Origin of the sequence: Methylobacterium sp. R2-1 (assembly GCF_014191355.1) — a bacterium.
In the GTDB taxonomy this organism is placed as follows: Bacteria; Pseudomonadota; Alphaproteobacteria; order Rhizobiales; family Beijerinckiaceae; genus Methylobacterium.
This window is the reverse complement of the sequence record NZ_JACHWM010000001.1, coordinates 390019-404780: the sequence shown is the minus strand read 5'-3', so window position 1 is coordinate 404780 and position 14762 is coordinate 390019. Positions and strand designations below refer to the sequence as shown.

Annotated in this window: 10 protein-coding genes and 1 tRNA gene; 1 reads left to right on the top strand and 10 read right to left on the bottom strand. The window is 68.1% G+C overall.

The features are described from left to right. The first annotated feature begins 267 nt into the window (after positions 1-267). Positions 268-756, top strand: a complete 489-nt coding sequence (gene cynS, locus FHU13_RS02055; protein WP_183434182.1) for a cyanase — start codon at positions 268-270, stop codon at positions 754-756. Positions 757-814: 58 nt separating this feature from the next. Here the strand turns inward: cynS and FHU13_RS02050 are convergent, their stop codons facing one another. The 10 genes from FHU13_RS02050 to FHU13_RS02005 all read right to left on the bottom strand — a co-directional run bounded on the left by FHU13_RS02050 (position 815) and on the right by FHU13_RS02005 (position 14729). Then, positions 815-5218 (bottom strand): translocation/assembly module TamB domain-containing protein, encoded by a 4404-nt coding sequence (locus FHU13_RS02050; RefSeq protein WP_183434181.1) that lies wholly within the window; start codon positions 5216-5218, stop codon positions 815-817. Beyond that, positions 5219-7204 carry an autotransporter assembly complex family protein gene (locus FHU13_RS02045; protein WP_183434180.1) on the bottom strand — a complete coding sequence of 662 codons (1986 nt, stop codon included), beginning with the start codon at positions 7202-7204 and terminating at the stop codon, positions 5219-5221. A 211-nt stretch (positions 7205-7415) separates the two neighbouring features. Continuing rightward, complete coding sequence (locus FHU13_RS02040; RefSeq protein ID WP_183434179.1) at positions 7416-8120, bottom strand: HWE histidine kinase domain-containing protein; 705 nt, start codon at positions 8118-8120, stop codon at positions 7416-7418. 52 nt (positions 8121-8172) lie between these two features. Then, positions 8173-8907 carry a Crp/Fnr family transcriptional regulator gene (locus FHU13_RS02035; protein ID WP_183434178.1) on the bottom strand — a complete coding sequence of 245 codons (735 nt, stop codon included), beginning with the start codon at positions 8905-8907 and terminating at the stop codon, positions 8173-8175. 303 nt (positions 8908-9210) lie between these two features. Then, positions 9211-9294: transfer RNA gene (locus FHU13_RS02030), tRNA-Tyr, on the bottom strand. An 89-nt stretch (positions 9295-9383) separates the two neighbouring features. After that, the gene (gene recJ, locus FHU13_RS02025) at positions 9384-11195 is read right to left on the bottom strand and encodes a single-stranded-DNA-specific exonuclease RecJ (protein ID WP_183434177.1); all 1812 of its coding nucleotides are present in this window, start codon (positions 11193-11195) and stop codon (positions 9384-9386) included. 114 nt (positions 11196-11309) lie between these two features. Then, positions 11310-12707 (bottom strand): NAD(P)(+) transhydrogenase (Re/Si-specific) subunit beta, encoded by a 1398-nt coding sequence (locus FHU13_RS02020; RefSeq protein WP_183434176.1) that lies wholly within the window; start codon positions 12705-12707, stop codon positions 11310-11312. A gap of 4 nt (positions 12708-12711) precedes the next feature. After that, entirely contained in the window at positions 12712-13164 is a 453-nt protein-coding gene (locus FHU13_RS02015; RefSeq protein ID WP_183434175.1) for a proton-translocating transhydrogenase family protein, read from the bottom strand. 21 nt (positions 13165-13185) lie between these two features. After that, positions 13186-14325, bottom strand: coding sequence for a Re/Si-specific NAD(P)(+) transhydrogenase subunit alpha (locus FHU13_RS02010; protein ID WP_183434174.1), 1140 nt, complete (start codon positions 14323-14325; stop codon positions 13186-13188). A 110-nt stretch (positions 14326-14435) separates the two neighbouring features. Beyond that, positions 14436-14729, bottom strand: coding sequence for an aa3-type cytochrome c oxidase subunit IV (locus FHU13_RS02005; protein WP_108940643.1), 294 nt, complete (start codon positions 14727-14729; stop codon positions 14436-14438). Between the last annotated feature and the right edge of the window lie 33 nt (positions 14730-14762).

Sequence of the window (14762 nt, the reverse complement as noted above, 5' to 3'; positions counted from 1 at the left end):
GAAATTTCGTCATAGGCGAAATTTCGTAGGCGCGCCAGATCACGCTAACCGGTTGCTGTAGCTCTACTTATTCCCGGAAACTGCTATGGCACGCCGCTTGCGGTTCTGCTGAGCGATGACACACTGGAAGGTTCGGCGCGTCATCAGTGTTCCGCTCCCGTTGGTCTCGAACCGGCTGGAGCGGACAGGCTGTTCGGATGCGACGCCCCCACGCATCCGAGCGGCCGCCTCGATCGAAGTCAGCCATCGACCGGCAGGGAGACAAGCATGAAGCGCGAAGACCTCACCGAGAAGCTCCTCGACATCAAGCGCGAGAAGGGCTGGACCTGGAAGTACATCCAGGAACAGATCGGCGGCATCTCGCCGATCCTCATCACCGCCGCCTGCATGGGTCAGATGAAGCTGCCCAAGGCGCAGGCGGCGAAGGCCGCGGAGCTGTTCGGGCTGAGCCAGGCCGAGGAGCGGATGCTGAACGAGGCCCCCTATCGCGGCTCGATCCCGCAGATGCCGCCGACCGACCCGCTGATCTATCGCTTCTACGAGCTGGTGATGGTCTACGGCACCACCTGGAAGGAGCTGATCCAGGAAGAATTCGGCGACGGCATCATGTCGGCGATCGACTTCAACATGTCGATGGAGCGCGAGCCCAACAACAAGGGCGACCGGGTCAAGCTCGCCATGTCGGGCAAGTTCCTGCCCTACAAGTATTACGGCAACGACGAGGGCGTGCCGGAATACGGCTTCAAGGAGCCGTAGGAGCGCTTCGCCGCCTCTCGTGACGACGACATCGACGGGTTCACTACCGCGAGCCCGCCTACCACTCCCATTCCGCGCCGACGCCGACCGAGGTGCGGCCGTCGCTGCCGGCCTCGCCGTTGAGCTTGATCCGCCGCGTCACGTCGTAATTGATCGTCGCGGCGGTGTCGGCCGGCTTGGCGCCGGCCTTCACGCCGACGCTGATGCGGTCGTTGATGTAGCGCGAGGCGCCGACCGCCGGCCCTCCGCTCGCGCCCGTAGAGACATCGAGGCTGTCGAGGCCGAGACTCTTGCGGGCCGACTCGAACACGTCGGGGCCGCCTGCCCCGCCGGAAAGCTGCGCCACGGCCTGCGCCAATTGCAGCGCCTGAAACGGTGAGAGTCCGGCCGCCGCCTTCTTGAACAGGATGCGCGACAGGATCTCATCCTGCGGCAGGCTCGGATCGGAGGAGAGCGCGAAATCGGGCTGGGATGCCGGGCCCGTGACCGCGATGCGAGCGGTGACATCCGCGGCCTTGGTCTCGGCGGCAAAGTCGAGGTCGGGCTGGGCGAGATCGCCCGCGAAGAGTACCCGGCCGCGGGTGAAGTCGAGGCGCTGTCCGACGAGGCTGAAGACGCCGCGGCGCAGCGAGAAGTCGCCGTTGGCCCGCGGATCGCGCGACGAGCCGGTGACATGCAGCTCGCCGCCGAGTTCCGCATCGATCCCGCGCCCGCGGACGAAGATGCGGTTCGGTGCGCTCACGGTCACGTCGAGATCGGCGTCGAAGGGCGGGGCCGCCTTCTTCCGGCGGTTCGCCGCCTCGATCTGCGCCTTGCGCTCGGCCCGCTTGGCGAGACGTTCGCGCACTTCGGGGGTCACATTCACCCGGCGGATGCCCGGCAGCGGCTGCACCGTGGCGGGCAGGCGGTCGGGCACCGACACGTCGATGGAGACGACATCGACCCGGCCCTTGATGACCGGCTTGCGGGCAAGCGGCCCCGACAGGGCGAGGTTGAGGCTCGACACCGCCGTCATCAGCGGGCTTGAGACCAGCTCGGCCCGGTCGGCGGTGATGCGGAGCGTGCCGGGAAAACCCGAAGCCGGCTCGACGGCGACGCGGCCGTCCACGGCGAGGCGCCCGCCGTTGCGAGTCGCGGCGGTCAGCCGCTCGATGACGATGGTGTCGCCGCGACCCGTAACGCGGCCCTGGATGTCGGTGATGCGGATGCCGTTGAGCGGATCGGTGAGGCTGCCGCCGGAAAGCGTCGCAGAGCCCTCCACCTTCGGTGCGGCGACCGTCCCGGTCACACCGGCATCGAGCACGATCCGGCCCGCGACCCGCTGGCCGCTGACGCTCAGCATCGAGTTGGCGAGCGCCGCGTCGAGGTTGCCGCGGGCGCGCAGGCTCAATCCGCCGCCGGCCTCGACGGGGACCGTGCCCGTCACGGTCACGTCGGCGCCGCGCCCGGCCGAGACCCGTCCGTCGATGCTGGCCTCGCCGTCGGCGAGCCGACCGCTTGCGCGGGCGGTGATCGGCGGCAGGCCGGCCTTGCGGGTTTCGGGCGTCACGAGGCCGGCGACGGTGAGGGCGTAACGCCCCTCCGGCCGTGCGGCGGTGCCACGCAGATCGGCCTCACCCTCCAGCGTGCCGGACAGCGCGAGACTCGGGCTCGCGATCCGCGCGAGCGACAGCGGCAGGGCGCGGATGCCGAGCTTGAGGTCGAGATCGGACCCGGCTCTTCCCTGCACGCTGATCCGGCCCGGCCCAGCGGCTACGACGAGATTTTCGATCAGTGCCGAGCCCTGATCGAGCGTGATGGCAGCAGGGCCTGCAAGCGCCAAGCGGTCGCTGCCGCGCTGCGCCGAGAACCGGGCGATCTCGATCCGGGTGCGCTCGGCCGGGATCAGTCGAGCGGCGCCATCGAGAGCGAAGCCGCGAGCCTGCGCCGTGAGCGTGATGTCGCTCGCCGCGGCCGTGCCGCTGGCGGTGAGCCGCACCGTATCGACGCTCTGGCCCGCGGCGACGAGGCGGTCGAGGGTGGCATGGCCGTCGATGACCGGATGCGCCCGCAGATCGCGGCCGGTGAGGTCCGCATCGAGCCTCGCGAGACCGAACGTGTCGTAGCGCAGGCTCGTGCCCGTGGCGCGGATGCTTGCATCCTGGCGCCCGCCCGCACGGGAGAGCGACACCGCCGCGTCGAGGCTGCCACCCATGGGCGCGAGGGCGAGCGGCGACAGGTCGCCGAGATTTCCTGCGCGCACCGTCAGAGTGCCCTCCGTGAGGAGGCTCCCGGCATCGACCACAGCCTGTCCGTCCGCCGAGACGGAGCCGAGGGCGAAGGTGAGCCGATCGAGGGCGTAGTCGCTCCGGCCCGGCCGGGCGACATGGGCCTCGGCCCGCAGCGGCTTGCCAGCGATGTCGCCGCTCATGCGCACCGTTCCGTCGAGGGCGTCGCGCAGGTCGCTCAGCACCGCGTCGAGGCGCAGATCTCGGATTGGGCGGCCGTTGGCGGTCACGTCCGGGGCGCGAAGTGCGGCGGTGACGGCCGGCTTCAGGAGAGAACCGGTCAGCCGCGCGTCGGCGCTCGCCAGGCCAGACAGCCGCTCGTCGAGGGCCGAGAGATTCTTGAGATCGACCCGGGCGGCCACGTCGGCGGACTTGGCGTTGGCCTGCCCCTGGAGGGTGGCGGCGAGCCCGGTCCCCTCGAAACGCAGGCGATCGAAGCCGTAGCCGTCATAGGTCTGCGATACGCGCCCCGTCAGGGTCGGCGCGCGACCGACGAGGCGGTCGGCGGTGGGCTCGCCGAGGACGAGACCGCCGCCGCGCAGGTCGAGATCGGCGGAGAGTGCCTTGCGGGCCGGATCACCGCTCAGCGTCGCCCTGGCATCGAGGCGGCCGGCGAGCGTCCGGCCCGCCACGCCGGAGAAAGCGCCGATATCCGCGAGCGCCGCTTCGAGTGTGCCGGTGAGCGTGTTCTGACCGATGCGGCCGGCATAGGCGGCGCGGGCGGTGTCGGAATCGATGGTGAGCGTCGTGACATCGAGGATGCCGTCCGAGCCGGCGGCGGCGCGCAGGACCAGCTTGGCGCGGCTGCCCACGGCGCGGCGGAGCGCAGGATCGGCGAGGCGCAGGCCCTCCAGTGCCGCGTCGGCGGTGATGGCGAAAAGCTGCGCCTTCGGATCGGTGCCTGTCCGGCCGGTCCCTTGGGGCTCGACGCTCAGCAGCGCCTCGACGCGCTCCAGGGTCGATTCCTTCGTGCGCAGGCCGGCAGCCTTGAGGTTGCCTTTCACCCGCGGCGAGGAGAGCGGCCCCTTGAGGCTGCCGTCGAAGACCAGGGTTTCCAGCTCTGCCTCGGCGGCCTTGGTGACGCCGCCCTCTGTCGGAAGGGCACGGGCGGAGATCGTGAAATCCGCCACCCGGTCGGCGGTCAGGGTGCCGCCGATCCCGAGCCGCGCGGTGCGGGAGGCGAGGTCGAGCCGGTCGATGCGGAAGGAGCCCGTATCGGAGAAAGCCATGCCGCCGTCGAGCTTGGTCTCGCCGGAAAAGATCGCCGCCGCTGGGCCCGGCACGAGGCCCTCGATGCGCGAGGTCAGGTCGAGGCTCAGGCGCCGATCCGTACCGATGCGCGAGAGACGGGCGCCGCCCTTCGCGCCGATCTCGGGGCCGGCGTCGAAATCGAGCTTCGCGTTGAAGGAATCGAGGGTGCCGCGCCCATCCAGGTCGAAGTTGATCGGCGGTGTGCCGGGAAGGTTCGCAGCTTTTGAGAGGAGGCCGCCCTGAGGCTCGATCAGGCTGGCCTTCAGCTCCAGGCGCTCGCCCTTGGGCACAAACAGGAGCCGGGCGACGAAGCGCCCGGCCGCGTCGAGCCGGCGAAAATCCGCGCTGACATCGAGCCCCTCGGAGGGGTTGCCGAGCCTCGCCTTGCCGTCACCTGCGAGCCGCGCCGGTTGGCCCGCGACGCTCTCGCCCAGCACCAGTTCGGCCAGCGCGAAGGCCTTGATCTCGACCTTCACGGGCAGATCAGGCAGCAGGCTGCCATCGGGCTCGGCCTCTGCCGGGGTCGGGCCGGGCACCGGCCGGCGCAGCACTTCGAGCCGGCCGATCTCCAGGCTGTCGACTTCGAGCCGGCCGGACAGAAGCGCCAGACGACGCCAGACCAACCGGGCGCGGTCGAGCTTCAGCCACGGCCCGTCGGAATCGCTGATGACGACGTCGCGAATGGTGGCGTCCGAGGAAAGGGCGCCGTCGACGGCTCCGATCGCGACCTGCGACGAGGGCGTCGAGAGCGCCTTCGACAGGAGGCCGCCGAGCACTGTCTTCTCGCCATCGGCGGCGCGTGTGCCATCGGTAGCGAAGGCGGCGAGAAGCAGCGCGACCGACAGGAACGTGGCCGTCAGGATCCATCGTCCACGCGCATGGGGACGCCCCTCTCCCGAACAGCGGGAGAGACTTTGGCGGTGCCGGCGACGCGGGAATTCCATTCAGAACGCCTGTCCGAGACTGATGTACAGGGCGGCCGGCAGTTCGCGGTTTCCCTTGATCCGGTCGAGCGGGAAGGCGAGGTCGGCGCGGATCGGACCGATGCCGGTATAGTAGCGGACGCCGATGCCCGCGGCCTTGCGGATACGCTCATCGAAATCCGGCAGCGTCGAGGCGAAGGCGGTGCCCGCGTCGAAGAAGGGCACGATGCCGATGGTGTCGGTGATCTTGATGCGGGCCTCGATCGAGGCTTCCAGCAGGCTACGCCCGCCAATCGGCAGGTTGAAGGGGCCACGCGGGCCGAGGGTGCGGAAGGCGAAGCCGCGCACCGAGCCGCCGCCGCCGGCAAAGAAGCGGAAATTGTCTGGGATCTCGTCGAGCCGCGCCCCCGAGACCGAACCGAAGCCGATACGGCCGGCAAGCACGTATTTCCTCTCGTCGTCCAGCGAGTAGTAGGTCGAACCTTGAGCCTTCGCGACGAAGATGCCCGGATCCGAGCCGAGGAAGCCGGGATAGGGCGCGGCGGACGCGATCACCCGAAAACCTTCGGTGGGATCGAGCAGGCTGTCGGTCGAGTCGTAGGTGACGGAGAGCGGCACGCCGATCAGACGGTAATCGACCGTGCCGATGGCATCCTTCGAGCGGCCGACCTGTCCGTCGAGGCCGATCTGGGCCGAGAAGGTGTCGGAGAAGCGATGGCGGACCGCCACCGAGGCGCCGGCCGCGTCCACGAAATAGCTCTGCTGCACCTCGCGGGTGACGAAGGCGTTCGCCAGGAGGTCGTTGCGGGTGCCGCCGAGTGCCGGTTTGACGAAGGTGGCGGAGAGGCGTCCGCCCAGCCCGGTCGTATCGATGCCGGCGAGCTTGCGCTGAGTCGCGAACGGATCGTAGCCGAGGCCGAGATAGTAGATGTCGGCATCGAGGCGCAGGGTCTCGCCGCCGCCCCACAGGTTGCGGTTGGCGTAGTAGGCCCGCACGCCCGGCCCGTCGACGGTGGAGTAGCGCGCCGAGACACCGATGAGGTTTCGCTCGCGCTCGCTCACCTCCACGAAGATCGGCAGGTTGCCCTGCGCGTCGAGGCTCTCGCCCTCCCGCACGCGGACGGCGCCGAGGCCCTCGATGCGGGCCACCGAGCGACGGATGTCGGCGACCGCCTTCGGCGAGTAGGGATCGCCCGGCTCGGAATAGATGAACGAGCGGACCACCGCCGGATCAATGCCGTCGGTCGCCTTGACCGAGACCTCGCCGAGCCCGGCCATCGGCCCCGGATCGATGGTGAAGGTCACGTCCATGACATGCGCCGCGTCGTCCACGACGGGGTCGCGGCTCACCGCCTTGGCGAAGGGGTGGCCGAGGGCGCGGAAGCGGTCGACGATCTTCGCCTCGCGGGCAAGCACCGTGGCCGAGCGGGCCGGGACGTCGTCATCGGTGCGGGTAAAGCGCTCGGGCAGCACCTCCTCCGAAAAGGGACGGCCGCGCGGGTCGAGGGCGCGCACGCTGCGCAGGGTGTAGGCGGGCCCGAGATCGACCGCGATCTTCACGGGCACCAGAGCGCGCGCGAGAGAGATCTCTGCGGCGCGGGAGGCGACGGCCAGCGATGCCTCCCCACCCACCGGGACGCCGTCTATGCGGATCGACACCGTTCCTTGATAGTAGCCGTAGCCGGATAGAACATCGGTCAGGCGGCGCAGATCCGCCTCGGCGCGCCGCACTAGCCCCTCCCCGTCCGGCGGCGCCTCCTGGCGCAGACGATAGAGCGTCGAAGTGTCTTGAAGCGCGCGGAGGATGTCCGAGTCGTCGGTGCCGGTGATCCGCAGGCTGTAGGGCAGCGCCCCGGCGGTCGGCGCCGGCGGCTCCTCCTCGGAGTCGAACAGGCCGAACAGATCGAAGGCTTGCGCCCGCTGCGGCAGCACGATCATGGCTGCGAAACCTAGCAGAACGCCACCAATGGCCGGCGAACGCAGCAGGCAGTTCATCCGGACTTGCATTCGCGCGGTCGGGTCTCTGGCTCGTGACGGGCGATGCCTCCAGGAAAGCATCCAGATGTTAAGTACCTGTCGATCACCCGCCGGGCTACCCCGGCCCCGCTTGGCACACCGCCTGATCGAGAAATGGTGAGCGAGCAACGGCCAGGTGTGCCCGATCAGCCGCATAACGAGAAACCGCGACCTGCCCTTGGACGTACCGAGAGGCCCGGGCTTAGTCCTCGTCCTCGATCACCGTGATCTGGGGTGATAGCGGCAGGCCGATTGAGCAGTGCAGGCCGTCCGGCTTGAAGGTCAGAACGGTGTCCGCCTTCAACTCGTAGCGCAGGCTCCGTTCGAGGACTTCCAAGCCGAAGCCGCGATGCGATGGCGTCGGCGCGACGTTTTCGAGGCCGCTTTCCTCCCAGACGAACGTCAGCCGTGGTTGAGATTCGGCTGGCTCCGTCTGCTGTGTCAGCGCCCAGGTGACGCGGATGCGGCCCTGCGGCACCGTCAGAGCACCGTGCTCGACGGCGTTCACGGCCAACTCGTGAACCGCCATGGAGAAGACTTCGGCCGCTCCGGGGCGCAGGCGGAGGCTCGGTCCTGAGATCGCAACCTGTTCGCCCTCGCGCGCGAGATGCACGAGAAGCTCGTCCGCGACGAGCGAGTGCAGACCGATCCCCTCCGGCACGCTGCGCATCAGGGCGTTGAGCACGCGCGCGAGCGCGTCCACCCGCCCGTCGAGATGGGCGACGTAGGTTTCCACGGAGTCGCTCGTCTCGGCTGAGCGGCGGATGATGGCCCGCAGCATCGAGAGCGTGTTGCGCACCTTGTGACGCAGTTCCGCGGGCAAGCCCGCCTCGTCGAGGAAGCGGCGCAGGCGCCAGTTCTCGGCCTCCAGTTCCTCGATACGTGCGTCCCGCGGATCCTGGTTCATGACTTAGCCGTTCGCTGATCTTAACAGGATGAATCGGCTAAAAGGCCGTTCATCAATCGTCGTCTAATACCGATGGATCACGCTCGTAATGTAGATAAGATGGGTCGAAGAGCGAGGCGGCCTGAAGTGCGGGAAAATCAGGTATGGTCAGCTGACGGCCGCGTAGGCGGATTAGGCCTGCTGCCCGCAACTCCTTGAGGGTGCGGTTGATGTGAACCGTGGAGAGGCCCATCGCGTCGCCGAGATCGGCCTGCGTAATGGGGAACTCACAACTCGTCTCGCTTGTCAGACCAACGGCGCGCAGCCGCAGAAACAGCTCGCAGAAGAGGTGTCCCAAGCGCTCCGTCGCCAGCCGCTGGCCGAGGCTGACGGTCCACTCGCGCTGGATCGCCGCCGTCACCAGCATTTCCCACCACAGCGCCTCCGCAAGACGCGGATATTGCAGGGCGACCTCCCGAATGGCCGTCTCGGAGATCTCGGCGAGGACCACGGAGGTCAGCGTCCCGAGCGAATGATCGGTCTTGCGCAGGACGAAGACGTGCGGGTCGCACAGGTCACCGGGAAGGAAGATCGAGATGACCTGACGCCGGCCATCCTCGAGTTGCTTGTAACGGCAGGCCCAGCCTTCGAGAACGACGTTGACGTGGCGGAGCCGGTCGCCGTCTCGGGCCACGTCCTCACGTGCTCCCAACCTTCGTGTCGGCTGGGCGATCTTCTCCAAAGCCTGCTTCTCCTCCGGAGACAGGCGGACGAAGTTTTCCAGCTTGCGGACGAGCGGGTTGGACACTGGGTTTCCTTGGCCTAGTCACCGCAACCTAGCGCTCAGAAAACCGTGCGGAACTAACGGAGGTTAACTTTTTGCGCGCACGCTTAAATCTGTGAACAGATTCCTGACGCGGTACAAATGCCCATCCAGCCACCGACAATTCTGCCCGGAAGCGACGAAGAAAGTCGAGGGTTCTCATGATTCCCGCGGCACCAGCCGCAGCACGGACCAAGGCGATGGCCGATACCCGCGGCCGATCGAGCCATTTCGCGACGAAAGAGAGCGATCCGCCTGGACCCGTCGCAGTCTAGTCTGGGATGTGTTTGGTGGGGGAAGTAGGACTCGAACCTACGAAGCTTACGCAGCGGATTTACAGTCCGCCCCCTTTGCCGCTCGGGACATTCCCCCAAACCGGGTCGCCACGTTTCGTTCGCGGCGGGCGAGGCCCTTATGGTGAGGGTCTGATCGGGTGTCAACCGATCCGTTTCGTCGGTTTTCTATCCACAGGGCGCGAGATCGCAGATTCGCACCTGAGCCCGTTCGGCCCCGCGCCAGCGGTCGCAGGAGAGTGTGCCGGCGACATGAAAGCTGCGGCCGATGCCGCCAAGTAAGGCAGAGCCGAGCGGGCCCTGCGCGGCGCGGAAGGCAATGCCACCGACAGCCTGCCCATCGCCGCTGACGAGACGCGCGCGGACATGTCCATTGCCGACGATCCCCGCATCGACGAGGCGATGGCGTGGCAGCGCCATGATGGGTTCGGGCGCTCCTTGCCCGAACGGGCCAGCCCGCTGGATCAGCCGCACCAGTTCCGCGGTCGCGCCGCCAGCGCTGACGGTGCCGTCGATCAGCAGGGCCTCGGCCGCCCGCGCCCGATCGACGGCCTCCAAGAGATCGCGAGAGAGGCTCGCCCCGAAAGCTTCGAGGCCTCCGGGCGCGAGGGTGACGCCGGCCGCCATCGCGTGCCCCCCGCCCTTGACCGCGAGCCCCGCCTCGACCGCGCCGCGCACCGCACCACCGAGATCCGCTCCGACGACCGAGCGTCCGGAGCCGACGGCACTTCCATCGGGCTTGACCGCGAAGGCGAAGGCCGGCCGGCCGAACCGCTCCTTGAGCCGGGCGGCGATGAGCCCGACAATGCCGGGATGCCAGTCGGGCGAGGCGGCGATCAGCACCGGGCGACCGGGGTCACGCGCGAGGCGCGCGTCCATCTCGGCCTCGGCCTCGGCGACCGCCTGTGCCTCAATAGCCTGGCGCTCCCGATTGAGCCGGTCCAACTCTTCGGCGATGCGGCGCGCCTCCATCGGATCGGCGGTCGTGAGCAGGCGTGCGCCGAGGCCGGCATCGCCGATGCGGCCACCGGCATTGATGCGCGGTCCCACGAGAAAGCCGAGATGCCACGCTTCAGGCGGCTCGCTCAGTCCGGCCGCGTCGAGGAGAGCTGCCAGCCCAGGCCGCCCACGCCCGCGCATCACCGCGAGCCCTTGGACGACGAAGGCACGGTTGAGGCCGGTGAGCGGCACGACGTCAGCCACGGTGGCAAGTGCCACGAGATCGAGGAAGTCGGTGAGCCGCGGCTCGGTCGACGCGGCGAAAACGCCCTCCTTCCGCAGTCGGCGAGCCAGTGCGACGAGTGTCATGAAGACGACGCCCGCCGCACAGAGATGACCGAGGCCGGAGAGGTCGTCGAGCCGGTTCGGATTGACCAGTGCACGGGTCTGCGGAAGTTCCTCCGGTGCCCCGTGGTGGTCGAGCACGACCACATCGAGGCCGAGGCCGGCTGCGGCGGCCAGCGGTTCGTGGCCGGCGGTGCCGCAATCGACGCAGACGAGCAGGCCCGCTCCCTCCTCGCGGAGCGTCGTGACGGCACCGACATTCGGGCCATACCCTTCCGTGATCCGGTCAGGGATGTGGATGCGCACCGGCACGCCGAGCGCCCGCAGATACTCGGCGAGGAGCGCTGCGCTCGATGCGCCGTCCACGTCGTAATCGCCGAAGATCGCGACCGGCTCACGGGTCCGCACCGAGTGGGCGAGCCGGTCGACCGCGGCCTCCATGTCTACGAGGACGGACGGGTCCGGCATCAGGTCGCGCAGGCGTGGAGACAGGTAGGCTTCCGCCTCCGCCGGCCGCACGCCGCGCCCGACAAGAACCCGGGCGAGCAGATCCGGCAGGCCGTAGGCCTGGGTCATAGTGGTCGCGAACGCCTGAAGGCCCGGATCGCCACAGCGCTCGCGCCAGGGCCGCCCGAGCACCGAGGCGGTGACGTCGAGGAAGGGGCGAGGCAGGTCGAGGGGAGAAGCGAGAGACATGGCAGCGGACACGCGGCGACCATAGCCGCTTCAGCCGGCAAAAACTGCGCCCCACAAACGACAGCGGGGCGGACGATTGCTCGCCCGCCCCGCGCTCGATAGCCGTTCGGCCGATCAGAGATTCTTGAGGATGCTGTCCACGACCTTCTTGGCGTCGCCGAACAGCATCATCGTGTTGTCGCGGAAGAACACCTCGTTCTCGACGCCGGCATAGCCCGAGCCCATGCCGCGCTTGATGAAGAGAACGGTCTTGGCCTTCTCAACGTCCAGGATCGGCATGCCGTAGATCGGCGAGGCCTTGTCGGTCTTGGCGGCCGGGTTGGTGACGTCGTTGGCGCCGATCACGAAGGCCACGTCGGCCTGCGGGAACTCGCCGTTGATGTCCTCCAGCTCGAACACCTCGTCGTAGGGCACGTTGGCTTCCGCCAGGAGCACGTTCATGTGCCCCGGCATGCGGCCGGCCACCGGGTGGATGGCGTACTTAACGTCAACGCCCTCTTTCTTCAGCAGGTCGGCCATCTCACGCAGGGAGTGCTGCGCCTGGGCGACCGCCATGCCGTAGCCGGGGACGATGATGACCTTCTCGGCGTTCTTCATGATGTAGGCCGCGTCGTCGGCCGAGCCCTGCTTGACGGGACGCGTCTCGACTTCCCCGCTGCCAGCCGCCGCGGTATCCCCGCCGAAGCCGCCGAGGATCACCGAGATGAACGAGCGGTTCATCGCCTTGCACATGATGTAGGACAGGATCGCGCCCGACGAGCCGACCAGCGAGCCGGTGATGATGAGCGCGAGGTTGCCCAGGGTGAAGCCGATACCGGCCGCCGCCCAGCCCGAGTAGGAGTTCAACATCGAGACGACGACAGGCATGTCCGCGCCGCCGATCGGGATGATGAGCAGCCCGCCCAGTGCGAAGGACAGCAGCACGATCAGCCAGAAGACGATTTTGCTCTCGTTGCCGATGAACACGGCGATCAGCACCACCAGGGCGATGCCCAGCGCGATGTTGATGGCGTGCCGCTGTGGCAGCATGATCGGCTTGCCGGACATGCGGCCATCGAGCTTGGCGAAGGCGATGACCGATCCTGTGAAGGTGATCGCACCGATCGCCGCGCCGAGAGCCATCTCGAACAGCGACTCCTTGTGGATGTGGCCGTTCTCGAGGATGCCGACTGCCTGGGGGGCGTAGAGCGTCGCCGCCGCACCCGCCACGGCGGCGAGGCCGACGAGCGAGTGGAAAGCCGCGACGAGCTGCGGCATCGCCGTCATCGGCACCCGCTTGGCGATCACGGCGCCGGCGCCACCGCCGATGCCGAGACCGAGCAGGACGAGGATCCAGGCGCCGAAGCCTGCCGGCGGATGGCCGATCAGGGTCGTGAGCACGGCGAGCGCCATGCCGATCATGCCGTACAGGTTGCCCTGTCGCGACGTGGTAGGGTGCGAGAGCCCCCGCAGCGCCATGATGAACAGGACGCCGGCGACGATGTAGAGAAGGGATGAGACGTTTTCCGACATCGCCTCAGGCCTTCTTCTTGTACATGCCGAGCATGCGCTGCGTGACGAGGAAGCCGCCGAAGATGTTCACGGAGGCGAGCACGATACCGATGAAGCCGAAGAAGCGGGCCCAGCCGGTACCCTTCTCGATGAGCGGCACGCCGGCCGCCAGGAGCGCGCCGACGATGATGACGGACGAGATCGCGTTGGTGACCGACATCAGCGGCGTGTGCAGGGCCGGCGTCACCGACCAGACGACGTAGTAGCCGACGAAGATCGCGAGGACGAAGATCGCGAGCTGGAACACCGTGGGATCAACGGCGCCATGGGTGGCGGCGGCGATGCCGTGCCCAAGCGAGTCGGCGATCGACTGCGCGTGGGCGGCGTTCTGGTGGGCGATATCGGCCGCGGCGCGCGCGGCGGATGCCGCGGCCTGTGCCTGTTCAGCGGGTGAGACGGGCGGAAGGGGGGTTGCCATGGTGAGATCCTCCGCGACCGATCAGGCTTTGGGCTGAAAATTGGGGTGGACCACCTGACCGTCGCGGGTGAGGTTGGTGGCCTTGACGAGCTCGTCGTCCCATTTCACCGCCAGCGCCTTCGCTTCCTTGTCGATCAGCGTTTCGACGAAGGCGTAGAGGTTGCGGGCGTAGAGGCTTGAGGCGGTCGCTGCGAGGCGGCCCGGCACGTTGAGGTGGCCGACGATCTTCACGCCGTTGCCGACGGTGACGATCTCACCCGCCTTGGCTCCGGCGACGTTGCCGCCGCGCTCGACCGCGAGGTCGACAAGTACCGAACCCGGCTTCATCGAGGCGACCATCTCCTCGGAGACGAGCTTCGGCGCCGGGCGTCCCGGGATGAGGGCCGTGGTGATGACGATGTCCTGCTTGGCGATGTGGCCCTTAACCAGCTCCGCCTGCTTCTTCTGGTACTCGGCCGACATCTCCTTGGCGTAGCCGCCCGACGTCTCGGCCTGCTTGAACTCGTCGTCCTCGACGGCAACGAACTTGGCGCCGAGCGATTCAACCTGTTCCTTGGTGGCGGGTCGCACGTCGGTGGCGGTCACCACGGCACCCATGCGGCGGGCGGTGGCGATGGCCTGGAGGCCGGCGACGCCGACGCCCATGATGAAGATGCGTGCGGCCGGAACGGTGCCGGCGGCGGTCATCATCATCGGCAGGGAGCGGCCGTATTCGGCAGCACCATCGACCACGGCGCGGTAGCCGGCGAGGTTGGCTTGCGAGGAGAGGACGTCCATCACCTGCGCACGGGTGATGCGGGGCATCAGCTCCATGGCGAAGGCATTCACGCCCGCCTCGGCCGCGGCCTTCAACTCGTCCTCATGTCCGTAGGGATCCATGATCGCAACGACCGTGGCACCCTTCTGGATCTTACCCAGTTCGTCGGCGTTCGGACGGCGGACCTTCAGGACGAGGTCGGCGCCGGAGAGTGCCTCCTCGGCACTCCCGGCGATCTTGGCGCCCGCGGCCTCGTACTCCCCATCGGGAACGCCGGCCCTGGCGCCGGCACCCGATTGCACGACGACATCGCACCCCAGACCTATGAACTTCTTGACCGTTTCTGGGACGGCCGCGACCCGCGGTTCTATCGGGTCCGTCTCCATCAAGACGGCAATACGCATCAGTTGCTCCCGTTCTTACAGCCGCCTTTCGGCGTGCCGGTATCCGAGCTTGCTGGGAAGTTCAGATCTGGAAAAGGCCGACCCGAAGGCCGGCCTGAAAGAATCGATCCTCAGCTCAAGAAGAGGATCGCGAGAAGTGCTGCGAGCACGAAGGCCTGTGCCTTCCAGCCGATGGCCGGAACGAAGGCGCCGGCGGCCGCAGCCACCCAGGAAACCAGAACGCCGATGATGGCAGTCACCCACGCCTCGTGCACGCCGCCGATGGCAAGGGCCACCACCCAGCACAGAACCGTGACGGTGCCGATCTCGACGAAGCGGACGAAGCCCCGATAGGTCTGCTCGTGGGTCTTCTCGTCCATCGCCGGGCTGTAGTTCAGGCCGGTGAGGGTCTTCGTGTCCGCCATTGCGCGCCCGTTCCCTGGTATCGTTTTGCTTGT

Bases quoted from the DNA above. Each gene is read 5' to 3' on its own strand.
- cynS (WP_183434182.1), top strand. From the start codon at position 268: ATGAAGCGCGAAGACCTCACCGAGAAGCTCCTCGACATCAAGCGCGAG.
- FHU13_RS02050 (WP_183434181.1), bottom strand. From the start codon at position 5,218: ATGGAATTCCCGCGTCGCCGGCACCGCCAAAGTCTCTCCCGCTGTTCG.
- FHU13_RS02045 (WP_183434180.1), bottom strand. From the start codon at position 7,204: ATGCAAGTCCGGATGAACTGCCTGCTGCGTTCGCCGGCCATTGGTGGC.
- FHU13_RS02040 (WP_183434179.1), bottom strand. From the start codon at position 8,120: ATGAACCAGGATCCGCGGGACGCACGTATCGAGGAACTGGAGGCCGAG.
- recJ (WP_183434177.1), bottom strand. From the start codon at position 11,195: ATGTCTCTCGCTTCTCCCCTCGACCTGCCTCGCCCCTTCCTCGACGTC.
- FHU13_RS02020 (WP_183434176.1), bottom strand. From the start codon at position 12,707: ATGTCGGAAAACGTCTCATCCCTTCTCTACATCGTCGCCGGCGTCCTG.
- FHU13_RS02015 (WP_183434175.1), bottom strand. From the start codon at position 13,164: ATGGCAACCCCCCTTCCGCCCGTCTCACCCGCTGAACAGGCACAGGCC.
- FHU13_RS02010 (WP_183434174.1), bottom strand. From the start codon at position 14,325: ATGCGTATTGCCGTCTTGATGGAGACGGACCCGATAGAACCGCGGGTC.
- FHU13_RS02005 (WP_108940643.1), bottom strand. From the start codon at position 14,729: ATGGCGGACACGAAGACCCTCACCGGCCTGAACTACAGCCCGGCGATG.